The 18,689-nt window shown below is 28.5% G+C and carries 15 protein-coding genes; all 15 read right to left on the bottom strand.

Going from position 1 to position 18,689, the window contains the following annotated elements:
* Window positions 1–10 precede the first annotated feature (10 nt).
* Window positions 11–754: an acyltransferase gene (locus CLPU_RS02335; RefSeq protein ID WP_050354039.1), complete on the bottom strand. Its 744-nt coding sequence runs from the start codon at window positions 752–754 to the stop codon at window positions 11–13.
* 29 nt (window positions 755–783) lie between these two features.
* Window positions 784–2,124 (bottom strand): nucleotide sugar dehydrogenase, encoded by a 1,341-nt coding sequence (locus tag CLPU_RS02340; RefSeq protein ID WP_050354040.1) that lies wholly within the window; start codon window positions 2,122–2,124, stop codon window positions 784–786.
* A gap of 32 nt (window positions 2,125–2,156) precedes the next feature.
* Complete coding sequence (locus tag CLPU_RS02345) at window positions 2,157–3,263, bottom strand: DegT/DnrJ/EryC1/StrS family aminotransferase (RefSeq protein WP_050354041.1); 1,107 nt, start codon at window positions 3,261–3,263, stop codon at window positions 2,157–2,159.
* A 115-nt stretch (window positions 3,264–3,378) separates the two neighbouring features.
* Window positions 3,379–4,242 carry a dTDP-4-dehydrorhamnose reductase family protein gene (locus CLPU_RS02350; RefSeq protein ID WP_050354042.1) on the bottom strand — a complete coding sequence of 288 codons (864 nt, stop codon included), beginning with the start codon at window positions 4,240–4,242 and terminating at the stop codon, window positions 3,379–3,381.
* 8 nt (window positions 4,243–4,250) lie between these two features.
* Complete coding sequence (gene wecB / locus CLPU_RS02355) at window positions 4,251–5,378, bottom strand: non-hydrolyzing UDP-N-acetylglucosamine 2-epimerase (protein WP_050354218.1); 1,128 nt, start codon at window positions 5,376–5,378, stop codon at window positions 4,251–4,253.
* Window positions 5,371–6,405, bottom strand: coding sequence for a polysaccharide biosynthesis protein (locus CLPU_RS02360; RefSeq protein WP_050354043.1), 1,035 nt, complete (start codon window positions 6,403–6,405; stop codon window positions 5,371–5,373). The genes wecB and CLPU_RS02360 overlap by 8 nt, the downstream gene beginning before the upstream one ends.
* A gap of 49 nt (window positions 6,406–6,454) precedes the next feature.
* The gene (locus CLPU_RS02365; RefSeq protein WP_050354044.1) at window positions 6,455–7,507 is read right to left on the bottom strand and encodes an FkbM family methyltransferase; all 1,053 of its coding nucleotides are present in this window, start codon (window positions 7,505–7,507) and stop codon (window positions 6,455–6,457) included.
* A 27-nt stretch (window positions 7,508–7,534) separates the two neighbouring features.
* A complete protein-coding gene (locus tag CLPU_RS02370) occupies window positions 7,535–12,406 on the bottom strand; it encodes a glycosyltransferase (RefSeq protein WP_050354045.1) in 4,872 nt (1,623 codons plus the stop codon).
* 160 nt (window positions 12,407–12,566) lie between these two features.
* Window positions 12,567–13,397 (bottom strand): flagellin N-terminal helical domain-containing protein, encoded by an 831-nt coding sequence (locus CLPU_RS02375; RefSeq protein WP_050354046.1) that lies wholly within the window; start codon window positions 13,395–13,397, stop codon window positions 12,567–12,569.
* A gap of 112 nt (window positions 13,398–13,509) precedes the next feature.
* Window positions 13,510–13,737, bottom strand: coding sequence for a carbon storage regulator CsrA (csrA, locus tag CLPU_RS02380; protein ID WP_050354047.1), 228 nt, complete (start codon window positions 13,735–13,737; stop codon window positions 13,510–13,512).
* 2 nt (window positions 13,738–13,739) lie between these two features.
* The gene (fliW, locus tag CLPU_RS02385; RefSeq protein ID WP_050354048.1) at window positions 13,740–14,189 is read right to left on the bottom strand and encodes a flagellar assembly protein FliW; all 450 of its coding nucleotides are present in this window, start codon (window positions 14,187–14,189) and stop codon (window positions 13,740–13,742) included.
* Window positions 14,190–14,206: 17 nt separating this feature from the next.
* A complete protein-coding gene (locus CLPU_RS02390) occupies window positions 14,207–14,761 on the bottom strand; it encodes a DUF6470 family protein (protein WP_200898450.1) in 555 nt (184 codons plus the stop codon).
* Window positions 14,762–14,765: 4 nt separating this feature from the next.
* A complete protein-coding gene (gene flgL / locus CLPU_RS02395) occupies window positions 14,766–15,722 on the bottom strand; it encodes a flagellar hook-associated protein FlgL (protein ID WP_050354049.1) in 957 nt (318 codons plus the stop codon).
* A 24-nt stretch (window positions 15,723–15,746) separates the two neighbouring features.
* Entirely contained in the window at window positions 15,747–17,204 is a 1,458-nt protein-coding gene (flgK, locus tag CLPU_RS02400; protein ID WP_050354050.1) for a flagellar hook-associated protein FlgK, read from the bottom strand.
* Between the two features lie 30 nt (window positions 17,205–17,234).
* Entirely contained in the window at window positions 17,235–18,680 is a 1,446-nt protein-coding gene (flgK, locus tag CLPU_RS02405; protein ID WP_050354051.1) for a flagellar hook-associated protein FlgK, read from the bottom strand.
* Window positions 18,681–18,689: the final 9 nt, after the last annotated feature.

Here is an 18,689-nt window from a genome sequence, read left to right on the forward strand (position 1 = left end):
CATAGTCTAATTATATATTATTTTTTAGTAGTTGCTCTTCTGAAACATTGCTTATCTCTCTTATAGGATTGCCTATCATTATTTTTTCTTTAGGCACATTTTTAGTTACAACACTTCCTGCTCCTACAAATCCATCTTCTTCTATAGTTTTTCCAGGTAAAATAGTTACTTGAGCTCCTATTCTTCCACCTCTTTTTATAGTTACTCCTTTAAAATGTTTAAATCTTTCCTTAGTTCTTCCTGCAAAGTTGTCATTTGATGTAACTACTCCAGGAGCAATAAATACATAATCTTCTAATTTTGAGTATGAAGTTATGTATGCATTGGTCTCTAGTTTACAATAAGAACCTATTTCACAATAGTTTTCAATAGCTACACCTCTTCCTATAATTGTTTTATCTCCTATAGTTACATTTTCTCTTACCGTTGAAAGATCAGCTATTAGACAGTCCCTACCTATGTTACATCCTGCATATATTATAGAACTTGTTCCTATAATACTACCGTCTCCAATATTTGCTGGTATCTGTTCTTTCCCATCACTTATAGCGCTGGTTACCGCTCTCATAGGCTGTTTTCCTATAACAGTGTTATCATCTATCCTTACATTTTCACCTATTATTGTTCCTCTATATATAGTTACATTATTTCCTACAGTAGAGTTTTTTCCTATTTGTACATTTTCTTCTATGACTGTGTAATACCCTATTTTTACATTTGACATAATATGTGCTTTTGAAGAAACTTTATTCATCTTTTCCTCCATTTTTACTTTTTATAATACTATAGTTTTTCTATTTTTTCCCTGTTATTTTTAACTTCTTTTGTAGCATTTTTGGTATCAAACAGTATATTTGAATTATCAACTATAAATTGATAGTCAAAACAAGTGTGCATAGTTGTTATTATAGATATATCTGCTAGTCTTAAATTCTCTTCTTTTAGTTCTATAGAGTTATATTCTTTACCTTTATATTTAAACTCTGGTATATATGGATCATAGTATTCTACAATTGCTCCTTGTCTTTCTAAATTCTCTATAACTTTTAAGGCCGGAGATTCTCTTAAATCATCTATATCTTGTTTATACGCTACTCCTAGTATAAGGACTTTTGCTCCATTCATAGCCTTCTTTTCTTTGTTTAATAACTTCATAGCTCTTTCAACAACAAACTCTGGCATGTAATTATTTATTTCTCCTGCTATTTCTATAAGCCTTGTATGATAGTCAAATTCTCTAGCTTTCCAAGTTAAATAAAATGGATCTATAGGTATACAATGTCCTCCTAATCCTGGACCTGGATAAAATGCCTGAAATCCATAGGGCTTAGTTTTAGCTGCCTCTATAACTTCCCATACATCTATATTCATTTTGTCACATAATATAGCTAGCTCATTTACTAAAGCTATATTTATATTTCTATATGTGTTCTCAAGTATTTTTTCCATTTCAGCTACTGCTGGGTTTGACACCCTATGTATACTTCCTTCGAGTACGTTTTCATAAAGTACGGCAGATATTTCTGTACAATTTTCGGTTATTCCTCCTACCACTTTAGGTGTATTTTTCGTATTATATATTTTATTTCCTGGATCCACTCTTTCTGGGGAAAATGCTAAAAAGAAGTCTTGTCCACATTTAAGTCCTGTCGACTCAAGTATTGGTTTTACTACTTCTTCTGTAGTTCCTGGATAAGTAGTACTTTCTAAAATTATTAACATACCTTCTTTAAGATATTTAGCTACTTCTTCTGTTGAAGATTGAACATATGATATGTCTGGTTGTTGATACTTGTCTAATGGAGTGGGAACACAAAGCATAACACAGTCAACTTCTGATATTCTACTGTAATCTGTAGTAGCCTTTATCTTATCTTCTACAACTATTTGTCTAAGATCTTCATCAACTACATCTCCTATATAGTTTATTCCTTGATTCACCATGTCAACTCTTTTCTGTTGAATATCAAGTCCTAAAACCTTATATCCTACTTTAGCTTTTTCTACTGCTAAAGGTAATCCTACATACCCTAGTCCTATTACTCCTATAACAGCAGTTTTATTTTTAACTTTACTCATAAGTGATTTAGCATGTATATTTTTATTTAACTTTAATGCCTCCATGTTCATACCTCCTTACTGTATCTATTTTTAACTTATTTATTTTCATAAAACTCTTTTATTTTATCTATTATATAATCTTGTTCTTTTTCTTTAAGTTCTGGATATAATGGTAGTGCAAAAGTCCTTTTAGAGCAGTATTCTGAATTTTCAAAATCGCCTTCTTTATATGTAAGACTTTTATATACTTCTTGTAAGTGCAATGGTATAGGATAGTAAACCCCTGTAGATATTCCGCTTTTTTTCAGAAACTTTATAAGCTCATCTCTTTCTTCTGATTGAACTATATAAAGATGATAAACATGCTTTATATTATCAATTTCTTTCGGAGTTTTTAATGGTAAGTTAATTAACTTTTCGTTATATTTTTTAGCAAGATAGTTTCTTTTATTATTCCATTCATTTAAATATCTAAGCTTTACCCTTAACATAGCTGCTTGTATTTCATCTAGCCTACTATTGTATCCTAACATTTCATTATGATATTTTACTCTTTGGCCGTGAAATCTCAACATATTTAATTTTTCAACTATTGAATTATCACTAGTAACTATCATACCTCCATCACCATAACATCCTAAGTTCTTAGTAGGAAAAAATGAAAAGCAGGCTGCATGACCAATAGATCCTACTTTCTTACTTTTATATTCAGCCCCTATGGCTTGGCATGCATCTTCTATAACTATAAGATTATATTTTTCAGCTATTTCTAAAACTTTATCCATGTCTACAGGTTGTCCAAATATATGTACTGGGATAATAGCTTTTGTTTTTTCTGTTATATTTTCTTCTATTTTATTTATATCCATGTTATAAGTATCTTTATCTATATCTACAAATACTGGTATAGCCCCAGCTTGTGATATTACTTCTGCTGTAGCAAAAAAAGTAAATGGTGTCGTTATAACTTCATCACCTTCACCTATATCGTAAGCTTTTAAAGTTAATAGTAACGCATCTGTTCCATTTGCTACACCTATACCATGATTAGTTCCTGTAAATTCAGCTATTTCTTCTTCAAAGGCTTCAACATTAGGACCTAGTATATATTGCCCTCTTTCTAATACTTTTAAGACTACACTATCTATTTCATTTTGTATGGATTTATACTGCTTAATTAAGTCTAATAGGTTTATTTCCATTATATGTCCTCCATAGATCCAATGTTTAGTTATATATTAGCTATAAATCTATATAATTTTTGTCTATATATGAAACTTAAAAATTATAGTTTTTATATTCTTATCAATTTTAATTTTAAGTGTATATGTAATGATCATAATTTTTTTTATTTGCCTCAATCCATGTTTTCATATGTTTTAACATTTCCGTATACTCATGTACCATATAGTTAAAATCTGTTCTTGTATTTAAAAGACTTTTATCAGATATAATTTGATTGTCTTCATATATATTTATTTCACTTTTGCCAAATGTTGATTTCAATAATATTAATAGTTCGTATTTGCTTATTTTTTCTTTAGGTATTAAATGATATATTCCTGTTATATTTTGATTTATGAACTCTTGTATTGCCTTTGCAAGTTCTATAGTAGTTATTCCTGTCCATATAACATTTTTATATCCTTTAATGTTACCACTTTGTTTCATAAACCAATTAAATAATCCTATTCCATTTTTATTTATATCTGGGCCTATAATAGATGTTCTTATAGTTAAATCTTTATTATTATCTATTTCACCAATAGATTTAGTAAGAGCATATATTGTATTACCATCTTTAAAACTATTTTCACTATAGCTCCCTTGTTTTCCTGAAAAAACACAATCCGTGCTTAAGTGTATTATCTTTGTATTAGAATCTAAATATTTTTCTTCTAAAAACTTTGGTAAATAACTATTAACCAATATAGCATCTTTAGGGCTTCTCTCAGCAAAATCATTCAATAATCCTATACAGTTAACTATAATATCAAATTTAATTTCATCTAAAAATTTTTCAAATACATCTAATTTTCTCACGTCTAAAATTTTTGTATTCTCATTTAGTTTATAACTATGTGATAGATTATAAAGTTCATATATTCCTAACTCTTCAAAATATCTATATATAACATGTCCCGCCATGCCTGTAGACCCTAGTATTAATACTTTCTTCATCCTATCACCTACTTATATTTATTCCAAACAGTTCTATTTACATATTCTATATAGCTTAATATGATTCTTACTACCTTTTTGGAAACATTATCTATGTTATAATCATCTACTATTTTAATTGTTCCTTCTTCAGATTGCTTTGTGATAATATTTACTGAATGTAATATATTTTTTGAATTTATACCACTCATAATTAGAGTTCCTTCATCCATACCCTCTGGTCTTTCATGAACTTGTCTAATCATTATTGCTGGAAAACCTAGTATAGATGCTTCCTCCGTTATGGTTCCACTATCAGATAATACGCAATATGCACTCTGTTGTAATTTGATATAATCTATAAATCCAAATGGCTTCATAAAAATTATATTTTTTCCTAACTTCATCTCTATTTTTTTGTTTATTTTCTTCTCTGTTCTTGGGTGAGTTGAAACTATTACTTTCTTATCCTCAAAATGTTTAGATATATCTATAAGTGCATCTATTAGACTATTAAAATTAGACTTATCCTCTATATTTTCTTCTCTATGCATACTAATCAAAAAGTACTCTTTTTCTTTTAAGTTCATTTTTTCTAAACATTTTGATTTTTCTATTTTAGTTTTATAGTAATATAAAACTTCTTTCATAGAAGATCCTATTTTTATTATGTTCTCTGGTCTAAGACCTTCATTAATTAAATATCTTCTAGCATGTTCTGTTATAGTCATATTTATATCACTTAAATGATCTACTATTTTTCTATTTAATTCTTCTGGTACTTTTTGATCAAAACATCTATTACCTGCTTCCATATGAAATATTGGTATTTTTCTTCTTTTCGCAGATATGACTGATAAACAACTGTTCGTATCACCGTATAATAAGATAGCATCAGGTTTTTCAATTTCCATTATTTCATCTGACTTCTTTATTACGTTGGCTATTGTCTCTGCTGCATTTTTTCCTGCTACATCTAAGTAATAATCTGGCTTTCTTATTTCCAGCGTATCGAAAAAAATGTCACTTAATTCATAATCATAGTTTTGACCTGTATGAACTATAATTTGTCTAGTATACTTATCTAATTCCTTCATTACCAAACTTAATTTTATTATTTCAGGTCTTGTCCCTACTATAGTCATTATTTTATACATATACTTCATCCTTACTTCCTATATTTAACTGATTTTTGATTAAGTCCAAATTCAGTAGTAAACTCTTTAATTCTTCTAGATTTAATCTTTTAGTATTATGTGAATTATAATCTTTTAAAAAAGATATATCTTCTTTTCCCTCATAGAAATATTTATTATAGTTTAAATCTCTATCATCTAATGGTATTCTATAATATCTTCCTAAATCATCTATTTTCGTCATTTCTTCTCTTGTTATTAATGTTTCGAAAAGCTTTTCTCCATGTCTGGTCCCTATTATATTAATTTTACTTTCTCCTTTAAATATTTCATTTAAAGCAATTGCTAAATTTTCTATAGTGGAAGCAGGTGACTTCTGTACAAATATGTCTCCTTGTTTTCCGTGAATAAAACAGTATATTACTAATTCTACGGCTTCTTCTAAAGACATCATGAATCTAGTCATATTTGGATCAGTAATTGTTATGTCCATTTTGTTCTTTATCTGATCTATGAATAAAGGTATAACAGAACCTCTTGATCCCATAACATTCCCATATCTAGTAGCACATATTATCGTTTCTTCTTCACTCAAACTTCTAGATTTTGAAAGCATCAGTTTTTCCATAAGTCCCTTAGTCATGCCCATTGAATTTATAGGGTATACAGCTTTGTCTGTACTCAGTAAAATTATTTTCTTAACCTTATTTTCTACAGCTGAATTTATAACGTTTTCTGTACCGATAACATTAGTTTTGACAGCTTCCATAGGATAGAATTCACATGAAGGAACCTGTTTTAGTGCCGCTGCATGAAATACATAGTCCACTCCCTTCATAGCATAATTTATACTTGAATAGTCTCTAACATCTCCTATATAAAATTTTAATTTATCGTTCCTATAATAGCTTCTCATATCATTTTGCTTTTTTTCATCTCTACTTAATATTCTTATTTCTTTTATTCCTGTCTTCAGAAACTTTTTTAATACTGCATTTCCAAAAGACCCTGTTCCACCTGTTATTAGTAAAGTTTTATCTGTAAACATTTTGCTCCTCCATTGCTATCTTAATTAAGGTAAAAGTGCATCTTATATGTTATTTACAGTAGAGAACTGTCTCATACCAACAATTTCTATTATGATGTCTAAGCATAAATTTGTACTTGGGATTAATCTCTTTTATCAAAAGAGGAATCTCCCACATGTCTTTTGGCCTATGATACAAACAAATAGCTAATTTAGGGTTATAATCTAATATTATGTTTCTACTACCTTTTATTGCCTTACATTCATTGCCTTCTATGTCCAGTTTAATAAAATCTACCTTATCTTTTATAAGGCTATCTAGACTTACAGCTTTAATTCTCTGTTCAGAATATTCAACTATACATGACGATGAATTATTTTCATTACTAAAGTAAACTATCTCATTTTTATCTGAAATTGCATTATTCTTTAATATCAATTTTTCTTTAGGTAGATTAACTTCATTTAGTAAGTTGTTTTTCATTATTTTAAAGTTCTCTACATCAGGCTCAAAAACATATATTTTATTTACATCACCATTGAGTATCCTATAATATTCAATTGTGTTTTCCCCATGATATCCACCGCCATCTATAAACACAGTTTGGGGTTTATACTCAAAAAACTCCTTTATGAAATATTGATTTTCTTCAAATGTAATTTTCTCAAATAAAGTATAATCTTGTGTAAATAAATATTTAACTAATGTTTTAAATGTTGTTATAGATATATCATCTTTAAAAAGTTGCATAGCTAAATCTAATTTATCTAAGTTCATTAAATAGTCGTAAGCAAAGTAATGATAAAAGTTCTCTATGCCTTGACTTTTTAGCTTATCTGATAATTGATCTGTCCACTTAGATACAATAAAGATTGGCTTGTCCTTATAATGCTTTTTATAGTTAATATGAAATTGTTCCATAGAAATGACTTTTATATTATCATAATTTTTATTTTCATAGTCTTCACTTACAACAACTTTTATATTTAAATTAGAATGTGTTCGAATAAAGTATTCAATTTCGTTGTTTGTTCCATATATTATGACTTCAGGTATATCATTCTTTTCAAAATATTTTATAATGAATCTATCAAAACTCTCTATATATTCTCTTAACTTCATAATTAAGCTCCTTAATATTTTTTCTATCTAATTTAGACAGTATTTACTAAAGTATTCTTTTAATCTTTCTGATTCTGAATCATTACCATTTGTATAGCTTATAAATTTCTCTAAATAATATATTCCTCTTTTTGCAAAGTAATTCATATATCGCTCTATATCTTTTTTATTATTATTTATATATTTAGGTATTAAATCCCCATTTAAGTGATTCTTTATATATTCTTCGAAAACTCTAGAAATAATGTACGATTTATATACTTTTCTGTTCTTGATAGAGCTCCATTCTATATTTGGCAAATAGATATCCTCATCAAAATTTTCTACTATATAGTCTATAATAGTTGTACTTCCATATATTCTTTTTTCTATGTTATATGAAAGATTTTTATCATGTATCCTATAATTTACAAGATAGTCCTCTAGTTTTCTTATTTTAATTCCATTTTTTATGAAGTTTAATATATTTATAGTGTCACAAGAGAAATCATTTCCTTTATAGATTATCCAATTGACTTCATTATCCACAAAAAACGACTTTCTATATAAACAGTTTAATGGTATGGGTGTAGAACATGTATTAAATATATGTTTTATAATTTCATTTGATGTAAGTTCATTATATCTACATTTTTCCTTTATTTTACTATATTTATCTATTATATTGAAATTGCTATAAACATAATCAATACTATCATTATTCTCCATAAATTTGACAAATGTTTCTATGGCTTGTGGCTGTAATGAATCATCACATGCAATCCACTGAAAATATTTACCATTTGAATTTCTAATAATTTCGTTTATACCTTTTGAAGCTCCTCCCGAGTTTTTATCATGATATATACTTATAACATTTTTATGATTTTCTTTATATCTATTAATAATATTAATGGTATTATCTGTAGAGCAATCATCTACTATTAAAATTTCAATATTTTTATAAGTTTGTTTTAAAATAGAATCTAAGCATACAGTTAGATACTTTTCACAATTATATGTAGTTACGCCTATAGTAACTAATGGTTCTACATCTCTTTCTTCTTTTACACTATCTTCAGTACAATTTATAATATTTCTTATAGATTTTATGGTTTTACTAAGCTCATAATTATTTTTAATAAAATCCCTATAATCTTTTGAATCATAATTGTTACTTACAATATAATTAGATGCTTCATCTATAGTATTCCATATATATTCTTCTTTATATATACCTTTTGCTCCAACAAAATTATGTATTATAGGTTTTATACCTTTAGACATAGCCTGCATTACACTCATATTTTGTGATTCTAATACACTAGTACATAATATATAGTTCTTGTCTTCTAGCCAATTATCTAAATCATTTTGCCATCCTTCAAAAAATACATTCTTTTCTATGCCTAATTGTTTTACCATTTGATTAAAATATAGTACATCCCTATCATCTTTAAATTTTCCTGCTAAATAAAGCTTATATCTACAGTCCATATCATATATTGACTTAAATGCTTGTAATAATAGCATTGGTCCTTTTTTATAGTCTATATAACCAACATTTGCTATGTTGAATCCGTCATTTCTACTTTTGAATGTCCAATTCTTCATATCAATGCCATTTGGAATAACGCATGTTCTTTCTTCTCTTATATCAAATTTATCTATAACAAATCTTCTTATATGTTCAGCTACAAATACTATTTTGTCTATGTTATCCCAATTAACATTATTAGGATTATTTGTGAAAGCCTCATAACTATGTAGTCTACATATTATAAATTTTTCTTTAGCAATAGATATTTTACTCCCATACTCCGCTAAAGAATCACACCATTCAAACCAACATATGTCACTCCATTGCATCCATTTATCTATAAGATTAAACTCTTCATACTTTTCTATTATTATTTTTTTTATTTCATATTCTCGTGATAAATTTGTTATAATATCATCTAGAAATGAATCTCCATTTTTTACACAGAAAAAAGCCAATTTTCTTCTATTTTTAATATTATGTATTTCATCAAAAACCTTAGATAAATTTTCTGATAATAATTTTCTCTCATATATCTTAACTTCATCTGTTATTTCTAGACTATTTTCTTTACCATTTAACCAATCGTTATATTGTTGTAAAATATATCTTTCTATTTCTTTTATGTCATCAAATTCAATATTTTTACCCCTATTTTGTTTTTCTATTATTTCTTCTACTATACTTTCCTTGGGTGATAGTGCTAATATAGGCTTGCACAGTCTCAAGTACTCATATATCTTCCCGGTAGGTACTCCCTTCCATTTTTCACTTTTTCCAACAACTAATAAAAGTAAGTTGCTTTTACTAGCCAGTTTTAAGCTTTCCTCATGTGATAGATAATCTATAAACATTATATTTTCTTCTAATTTCATATCTTTTAATATGTTTTTATATCTTTCAGTATCATCAGTTGGTCCAAATGTAACTTCTATTTTAGATTTATCTATTGATCCATTAATTATAAGATTATAAATAGCCTTTATAAAGTTATCTACTTTTCTATCAACTCCATAGAGCAGTCCATTGTGTATAATTCTAAACTTATCTCTATAATTTTGAATTTTTATATTATTAAAATCATCTTCATCATATCCATTTGTAATTGTATCTACTTTTTTATTATCTAAGTTAAATATTCTCTTATAATTATCTGAAGATATCTCTGTACAAGTAACGACTTTATCTGCATAATGTATTATACTTTGTTCAAATGCAAAACTCATTTTATATATTATACTTTCTTTGTCATAATTCATCATTGGATTGTTAGTCCATTCATCCCTAAAATCAGCTATCCATGGAACACTATATCTTTCTTTTAAATAGTATCCTATAGTATGAGCTGAGTTTGGTCCAGATGTTGTATATATCATATCTATACCATTAAAGTCTACCTTATCGTGAATCTTTTCTAACACTTCTTTAGCCCAAACTATGTACTGATCTGGAAATAGTATTAGGTTATCATAAGCTTCTTGAGAGCTACTTATAAAGTGTACATATTCTTTGATTAGATCATTGTCGTTGACTATATTACTATACAATTTTATTAATTTTTTAGAATATCTACCGTCTATTTTATCAACTTCATCTATTCTTATAATTTCAACTTCTTCTGGAATTTCCGATATCATTTCTTCATCTCTTAATAAAAATTTAGTTTTTCCTGTAGTTACTACTATAGGTTCCCATCCAAAGTCTCTTAAGTATTTCACAAACTTTAAGCTTCTCTGAACTCCTGATCCACCCAACGGTGGAAATATGTGAGATATAAATAGAACTTTTTTTCTATTCTTATAATCTTTTATTTTATTTAACTTTTCATATTCTTTTATTTTCTCTTTAACTTCATCTAATAGAATCTCATCACTTGAACTTTTCTGTATCTTTATATAGTATCTATACGCGCTTGTTATTTTTCCTTGACTTTCATATAAGTAAGCTAAGTTATATAATATATCCACATTGAAAGATTCTATTTCTAACCCTTTTAAAAAGTTTCTTTCTGCCTCTTCTAAACTTCCTTCCATCATAGACATAATACCTTTAATAGAGAAAACGCTTACATCATTTTTTACTATTTTCTCAAACTCTAATACCATCTCTTTAGCTTCTTTTATTAGCCCTTGTTCTAATAACACTTGTATGTTATTTTTAAATTCTTCTTTATACTTTTCAAGTTCTATTTTTACTTCTGTATTATTTGTTTTAGTTCCAGTTTCCTTTATTTCTTCTATTTCCTCTTCAAGTTCTTTTAATTCACATGTCATATTATTTTCTTCTAGTAAAATTTTAAGTTCTTCTAATCCTTTCATAGTAGGATTATTTTTATTAAATATAGCTTCTTTATATTTTTCTATAGCTTTATCTAATCTTCCGTTAATTTTAAGTACTTCTCCCCATTCTATAAGTGATAAAAAACTTCCAGTCCCATACTTCGATATCCCTTCATAATAATCACCAATTTCTATAGCTTTTTTAAAGTTTTCTATAGCTTTCTTATACTTTTTTCTTTCTTTATAACACATGCCTAAATAATAGTATATGTCTGGCATTTTATTTATGCATTCATCTTTTAAAAGAGTTTTTATAAAACTTATGGTATCTTTATATCTTTTAAGCATCATCATACATTGTATCATTCTGATTAATAAGTCATTATGATAAGCTTTTCTAATCCCGTTACATAAGTTATGAGCTTTTATGAAGTCGTTTAAGGCGCTATTAAAATTGCCATCTATCATCTCCATTATAGCTTTGTTATACCAGTTAAATGGATCTTTAGGATCTTTCTCTATTTCTGACTTTATAATATCCATGTTTCTTTTACTTTTATTCTTAGCTTCAAATATACCATTATCGTATCCATAGTGATAAATTTTGCATATATCTTTGTCTATTGTTCCTCCAAGATATTGTTTCCCGTTTATAAAAATTTGTTCATGAATGGCTCCTTTATATATAGGGTTATCATTTTTATAAAGACGTATCATAGAAGTAGATACTGTAAAGTTGTCTTTTCCGTATATATTATATATAGGAATACTATATACTACTTCCTTATTCTCAAGTAATAGCTTTTCAAGACTATTCCTATTGCAAAATATTCTTTCATCAGCATCTAGTACTAATATCCAGTCTCCCATAGCATACTGTAAGGACTTATTTCTAGCTTTGCTAAAATCATTTTCCCATTCATAGTCTATTATCTTCACTCTGTCATCTTCACTATATTTCTCCAAAAGTAATTTTCTTGTTTTATCTATAGATCCTGTATCCACGATTATAGCTTCATCCACCACTTTTAAAGCTCTATCCAGACATTCAACTATATTTTCTTCTTCATCTTTTACTATCATACAAAGACTTAGTCTCATACTTTTCACCAGCCTATATTTATTCTAATCACACATTATATTAATGTATATCGACAAAATAGAATATATTTTGAACAATTCTACAAAAAATATATATTCTCCTTTTAAAACAAAAAATATCCAGAGGAATTCCTCTGGATATTTTTTATTTTAAATTTAATTATCTTAATAGTTGAAGTACACCTTGTGGTGCTTGGTTAGCTTGTGCAAGCATAGCTTGAGCAGCTTGTTGTAATATGTTTTGTTTTGTTAAGTTAACCATTTCTTTTGCCATATCAGTATCTCTTATTCTTGATTCTGCAGCTTGAATATTTTCAGCAGCATTATCTAAGTTCTTGATAGTATGTTCTAATCTATTTTGATTAGCTCCTAGTTTTGATCTTTGAGCTGAAACAGCCTTTATAGCCTTATCTACAGTATCTATAGCTTTTGTCGCATCTTTATGATTTGATATACTATTAGCTACATTGTTTACTGTTAATGTAGTAGCGTCCATATTTCCTATTTCTAATTGCATAGAAACTCCACAGTCAGCTCCTATTTGGAAGTTAAGAGCTTTAGCTGTTCCTGATAAAGAACCATCTAATAGTTTTTTCTCATTGAATGTAGTTGATTTTGCTATTCTATCAATTTCGTTTGATAATTCTGTTAATTCATCTTTTATAGATGTTCTATCTATAGTTTCGTTAGTATCATTTGCAGCTTGTACTGCTAATTCTCTCATTCTTTGAAGTATTGCATGAGTTTCTGTTAAAGCACCTTCTGCAGTTTGGATAAGTGATATACCATCTTGAGCATTTTTTGAAGCCATGTTAAGACCTCTAACTTGAGCTCTCATTTTTTCAGAGATTGATAGACCAGCTGCATCATCTCCTGCACGGTTGATTCTTAATCCTGATGATAATTTTTCCATAGATTTTGATTGGTATCCACCAGTAATTCCTAATTGTCTGTTAGTGTTTATCGCTAACATATTGTTATTAATTCTCATTATGTATTCCTCCTTGAGTTTTTTATTTGGCATCCTTGCCCTTTCAATATTATTATCGGTACATGCTTTTTCTACTTTAATATATTTTTAGAATTTTTTTATATTTTTTCTTTTATTTTTTAAAAATTTCATTAAATATATTTAAATCTATATTTTTACTTAATGTAGCATTCTTATTTTCATTCTGAATAGAGTCGTATAACTCTTTTCTATATACACTTACATCTTTAGGAGCATTTATTCCTATCTTTATCTTTCCATCTTTTATATCTAAAATATTTATTTCTATATTTTCATTTAAAATTAAACTCTCGCCTTTTTTTCTAGTTAGTATAAGCATAACTATAACTCCTGTCTATTTTTTTGCTCATCTATTATTAAATACTTTGTAGTATATCTTTTGTCGTCTAATACTATTTGTTTTCCTGTCATATTTTTAATATTTATTATAATAGGACCTAATAAGTTAGCAGTCATTTTAGTTATATCTTCTGGAACAACTACTATTGTATATATAGCTAAATCTTTTTCATTTTCTATTTCAAGTTTCTTTATGAACCAATCAGGTAAATCAAACTCATAATCATGTTTAAATACAAATGGATTAATTATTATAAATGATAATTCTTCATTTTCTACAGATTGAAGCTTATGAAAAGGATTTTTCTCATCAGCATTATTTACTATGACAAATTTTTTATATTCCTCAAACCCCGGTATACCATCTATAAAGTTAATTGTCTTTTCGTATTCTATGTTATCTTCTTGTACACTTGCTACACTTAGGCTCATATTTATTCTCTCCTTTATTACTTCCTATTGTCAATAAACTTTATGTCTAATTCAGGATACTTCTTCATATATACTTCTACCTTTCCAGGATTATATGATACTACAGGTTTTCTAGGCTCATATGAATATTCTACTCCTCCTAGTTGCCAGTTAATATCTAGACTACCCGTTACTTCTATTTTAGGTCTACTTTTAGGTATGAGATCTATATTAAATTCTCTTATATGAGGTGTTCCATTTTTTTTAGCTATTTCTGGTATAGCTGGTGGCATTTTTTTCTGTATTTGAGCCATCCGATCTCCATCTTCACATATTCTAGCTATCGCCTCTAGTGCTCCTTGTCTCCCTAGTTGTGCATATTCTCTCATAAATTCATCACGAGATTTTAACCCTATTTCTGAAAAACATTGACTTTGGTCTATTAAAACCTTAGGATGTTCTTTATTAATTTTCATCTTAGGTTTAATTTGTCTTATACTTTGTTCTCCTTTAGGTTGACTTATGTCTAGTCCTGCATTCATAGTATTTATACCTATTTGCCCTTTTACAGTTGTAATACTAAGATTGTTCATAATATCACCTTAAAAAGTCAACTAATGTTGGTTGGATTATTCTAGTACCTGCTGCCATTGATGAAAGGTATACTGTTTCAGCCATTTTAAGATTCATTATAACTTCAGCTGGATCTACATCTTCATTTTCGGATAGCACACCTCTAAAGTTAATCGAATCTGAACTTAATCTTTTTTCTGTCATTTCAAGCCTATTTGTTTTAGCTCCTATCTCCGCTCTTACTGCCAACAAATTATCTTTAAGAACATCTATTCCCCCTAACATACCTCCTATTTCTTTATGATTTCCATTTTCCATATTCTCTATGAGGTCATCAAGAAACTGTATCATATAGGATTTATTATCTTTATTTACTGAATTTTTATCAAAATTAGGGTTTGTTTTATCATTTTCATCATAAACTCCAAAAATCTTAGTCCCGATTGTATTAACTTCTATATCTTCAGATATTCCTATATTGTAAATAGATAATTCACTACTCTTTAAAGGATTAGAAGGATCATAAATATAGTTACCGTCTTTATCCATAAGCTCTTTGTCTGTTTTATATCCAGTAAACACATATCTTCCTGCATGAGTAGTATTTCCTAATTTTATAAGTTGCTCTTTTAGTTGCTTTATCTCTTCAGATACTTTAGTTGTATCATCGTCAGTTTTTGTTCCATTAGCGGCATCTACTGTCAATTCTCTAATTCTCTGGAATATTTCTCCCATTTCTGCAATAGCATTCTCTGTAGTAGTCATCCATGACATAGCATCTTTAAGATTAGATTCATATTGTTCTATTTTAGACAAATCTGTATATAATTTTAAACTCTTTGACATTCCTATAGGATTTTCTGATGGAAGTTGAAACTGCTTACCTGATGACATTTGATTTTGATATTTCGCCATTTTTCTTAAGTTACTATTCAAATTCACCATCATATTTCTAACAAGCATACCATTTGTTATTCTCATCTATATCTCTCCTTTCATATTAATCTATCTGCCTACAAGTCCAAGTCTGTTTATAGTAACATCAAATATATGATCAAATGTAGTTATCATTCTTGCTGATGCATTATACGCTTGAGTGAATCTCACCATATCTGACATCTCTTCATCTGGATCTACTTGAGATATTGAGTCTCTTTTTTGCATAACATTCTTTACAATCATTTGTTGTTTATCTGCCATTCTTTGTGTATGTTGGCTATCAACTCCTAGCACTGATATTATTGAAGTTATATAATCCTCTGGAGTACCTCCTGAAGTTACGTCTGGTCCTGAGAAAAAGTCCTTTTTGTGTCTTAACTTTAGTAATTCCTCTACTATACCTTTGTTCTCTACTCCATTTGTTTCGTCAGCAGTCGCTATATTCTTTTGATCTTCCATTATTTTTTTTGACACCATAATATTATCTGCTCTTATTTCTGAGCCATTACTATTTTCAAATAATTTTATTCCATTTTCCGGTGGATTACCCAATGTATATCCTTGTTCATGAATTTTATTCATTTGTTCAGCGAATACTTTAGCAAACTCATCAAGTCTACCTAAATAATACGGAACTCCATTATATTTTCCATTTTTTCCATCTCCGTCTCTTACTTCAAGTAATCCTTTTAAATCGCCACTTTTAAGAAAAACATCCTGGCCATTCTCCCATTGCACTTTATATAAATCTATAGAAGGATCTATACTACTTGGTACTGTCTCTGGCGGATATTTAAGCTTTCTAGCGGAATTATGTTCTACTAAAGTGGATCCTCCTACTGTAACTATGAATTTGCCATTCTCTTCATAAGTTTTTATATCAACTATTTTAGAAAGTTCATCTACTAATAAATCTCTTTGATCCCTTAAATCATTTGCAGGATGTCCATCTATTTCTAGTCTAAATATTTGATCATTAATGTTTTTTATCTGCTCTCCTATTTCATTTACTTTTTTTATTTTTCCACCTATTTCAATATTTAAATCCTTTTGTTCTTTATATAACTTTTGAGCTAGCTCATTTAACTGTTTAGTAAATGATACAGCACTCTCTCTAAAAGCAATTCTATGTGATGATTCACTAGGATTTGTACCCAACTTTTCTAGTGTCTTAAAAAAGTCATTTATATTTACACTTAATCCATGATCTTCCCCTTCTCCAAATATATGTTCTATTTGCGTAAGTGCATCCTTTTTTATTCCCCATTCTCCTAATGGTGAGCTTTCAGATCTATATTTGTTATCTAGATAGTTATTTCTGATTCTTTCTACTAGATTAATTTGTGTTCCTGTTCCTATGTATCCTACACTACTCATATAGTGTGGAGTCGAAGCAGATTGTCGTGCTACTTGCTTTGAATAACCTGGCGTATTTGCATTTGCAATATTATGACTAGTAGTATAAAGCTTTCTTTGACTTCCTATAAGCCCTGATACAGCTGTATTAAAACCTAACCAACTCATAAATATTCACCCCTTTTAAAATTATGTTTATTATCTTCCAACTACACCCAATCTATTTACAACGTTCTCTATCATTTCATCTATAGCATTTACCACTCTCGTATTTGCAACATAAGCATGTTGGTACTTTAACATTTCTGACATTTCTTCATCTAGCGAAACTCCTGATATTGATTTTCTTTTACCTTCTACTTCATTTATTACTGTTTCATGAGCCATTGCCATATTTATCGATTCCTCTCCAGATAAACCTAAATCTCCAATTAAATTCCTATAGAATTCATCTATGTTTAGCTTACCTTCTCCATATATCTTTCCATTTCTTAAATCTAGTATAGCTTTAGCTATTGATCCATCATTTGCATCTCCTGAATCAGAAACAATTATGTCATTTACGTTCTCTATATTTAACTTTATATTTCCGGCTCTTATATCTTTACCATCTATAGATCCAAAAAAATGTTTGGATGTATCATTTCCTCCATGAATACCATTTATTGCATTTGCTATAGTATTTACCAAAGTATCTAATTGAGCTTTAATGGTAGGTATCATTTCTTCATATTGTTTACTTCCAATAGATGGACTATCTCCCTTTCCTCTTGCTTTTATTAGTCCTAATAATTCTCCGCTTTTCAATTCATCATCGAGGTCTAGTTTTTCTCCACTATCTCCCCAACAAACATCTACGAATGGTCCACCATCTTCTACTGTAGATAGCTCTCTATATCTTCCTTCTGAAATTAAGTGTCTTCCCCCTAATGTAACATTAACTGATCCTGAGCTTGTCTCATAATAGTCTATCCCCATTATTTGAGATAGTTCATCTAATAACTTATTTCTTTCATCTCTATAATCATTAGCTTTTGCTCCAGTAGCCTCACTTGCAACTATTTGTTGATTTAGTTCAGCTACTCTTTTTGATTTTTCGTTTACGGAGCTTACTACATCTTTAACGTTTTTATTTAGACTGAACTGCAAATCATTAAGTTGATTGTATATATGATTTACATTATCTACGAATTCAATTGCTCTTTGTTTTAAATGTTCCCTTTTAGTATTATTACTAGGATCATTAGCAACTTCTTCCCAAGACTTCCAAAAATCATCCATTATTTTACTAAGTCCAATATCTTCAGTATCCTTTTTATCTTTTTTACCTAGGTCTTCTCCTATTATTTCTTCTATTTGACTAAAGATATCTGCTCTTACTCCCCAAAATCCATACTTAGACAGTTCCCCTCTGATTTTTTTATCTAGAAATTCGTCTCTTACCTGTCCTACTTTTTGAGTATCAACACCTAATCCTACTTTGTAATTTCCATATTTATTATATGGTGAGTCAGCATGTATTGCTCTTTGTCTAGTGTAGTAATAATTATCTACATTAGATATATTATGAGATATGCTCTCAAGTGATCTTTTACTAGCATTTACCCCTGAAAAGCTTATATACAGTCCTGAAAATGACCCCATCTTAATCCT

It is taken from the genome of Gottschalkia purinilytica (genome assembly GCF_001190785.1).
GTDB classification, from domain to species: domain Bacteria; phylum Bacillota; class Clostridia; order Tissierellales; family Gottschalkiaceae; genus Gottschalkia_A; species Gottschalkia_A purinilytica.

Excerpts from the sequence above, each read along its gene's own strand:
- CLPU_RS02335 (WP_050354039.1), bottom strand. The coding sequence starts at position 754 with ATGAATAAAGTTTCTTCAAAAGCACATATTATGTCAAATGTAAAAATA.
- CLPU_RS02340 (WP_050354040.1), bottom strand. The coding sequence starts at position 2,124 with ATGGAGGCATTAAAGTTAAATAAAAATATACATGCTAAATCACTTATG.
- CLPU_RS02345 (WP_050354041.1), bottom strand. The coding sequence starts at position 3,263 with ATGGAAATAAACCTATTAGACTTAATTAAGCAGTATAAATCCATACAA.
- CLPU_RS02350 (WP_050354042.1), bottom strand. The coding sequence starts at position 4,242 with ATGAAGAAAGTATTAATACTAGGGTCTACAGGCATGGCGGGACATGTT.
- wecB (WP_050354218.1), bottom strand. The coding sequence starts at position 5,378 with ATGTATAAAATAATGACTATAGTAGGGACAAGACCTGAAATAATAAAA.
- CLPU_RS02360 (WP_050354043.1), bottom strand. The coding sequence starts at position 6,405 with ATGTTTACAGATAAAACTTTACTAATAACAGGTGGAACAGGGTCTTTT.
- CLPU_RS02365 (WP_050354044.1), bottom strand. The coding sequence starts at position 7,507 with ATGAAGTTAAGAGAATATATAGAGAGTTTTGATAGATTCATTATAAAA.
- CLPU_RS02370 (WP_050354045.1), bottom strand. The coding sequence starts at position 12,406 with ATGAGACTAAGTCTTTGTATGATAGTAAAAGATGAAGAAGAAAATATA.
- CLPU_RS02375 (WP_050354046.1), bottom strand. The coding sequence starts at position 13,397 with ATGAGAATTAATAACAATATGTTAGCGATAAACACTAACAGACAATTA.
- csrA (WP_050354047.1), bottom strand. The coding sequence starts at position 13,737 with ATGCTTATACTAACTAGAAAAAAAGGCGAGAGTTTAATTTTAAATGAA.
- fliW (WP_050354048.1), bottom strand. The coding sequence starts at position 14,189 with ATGAGCCTAAGTGTAGCAAGTGTACAAGAAGATAACATAGAATACGAA.
- CLPU_RS02390 (WP_200898450.1), bottom strand. The coding sequence starts at position 14,761 with ATGAACAATCTTAGTATTACAACTGTAAAAGGGCAAATAGGTATAAAT.
- flgL (WP_050354049.1), bottom strand. The coding sequence starts at position 15,722 with ATGAGAATAACAAATGGTATGCTTGTTAGAAATATGATGGTGAATTTG.
- flgK (WP_050354050.1), bottom strand. The coding sequence starts at position 17,204 with ATGAGTTGGTTAGGTTTTAATACAGCTGTATCAGGGCTTATAGGAAGT.
- flgK (WP_050354051.1), bottom strand. The coding sequence starts at position 18,680 with ATGGGGTCATTTTCAGGACTGTATATAAGCTTTTCAGGGGTAAATGCT.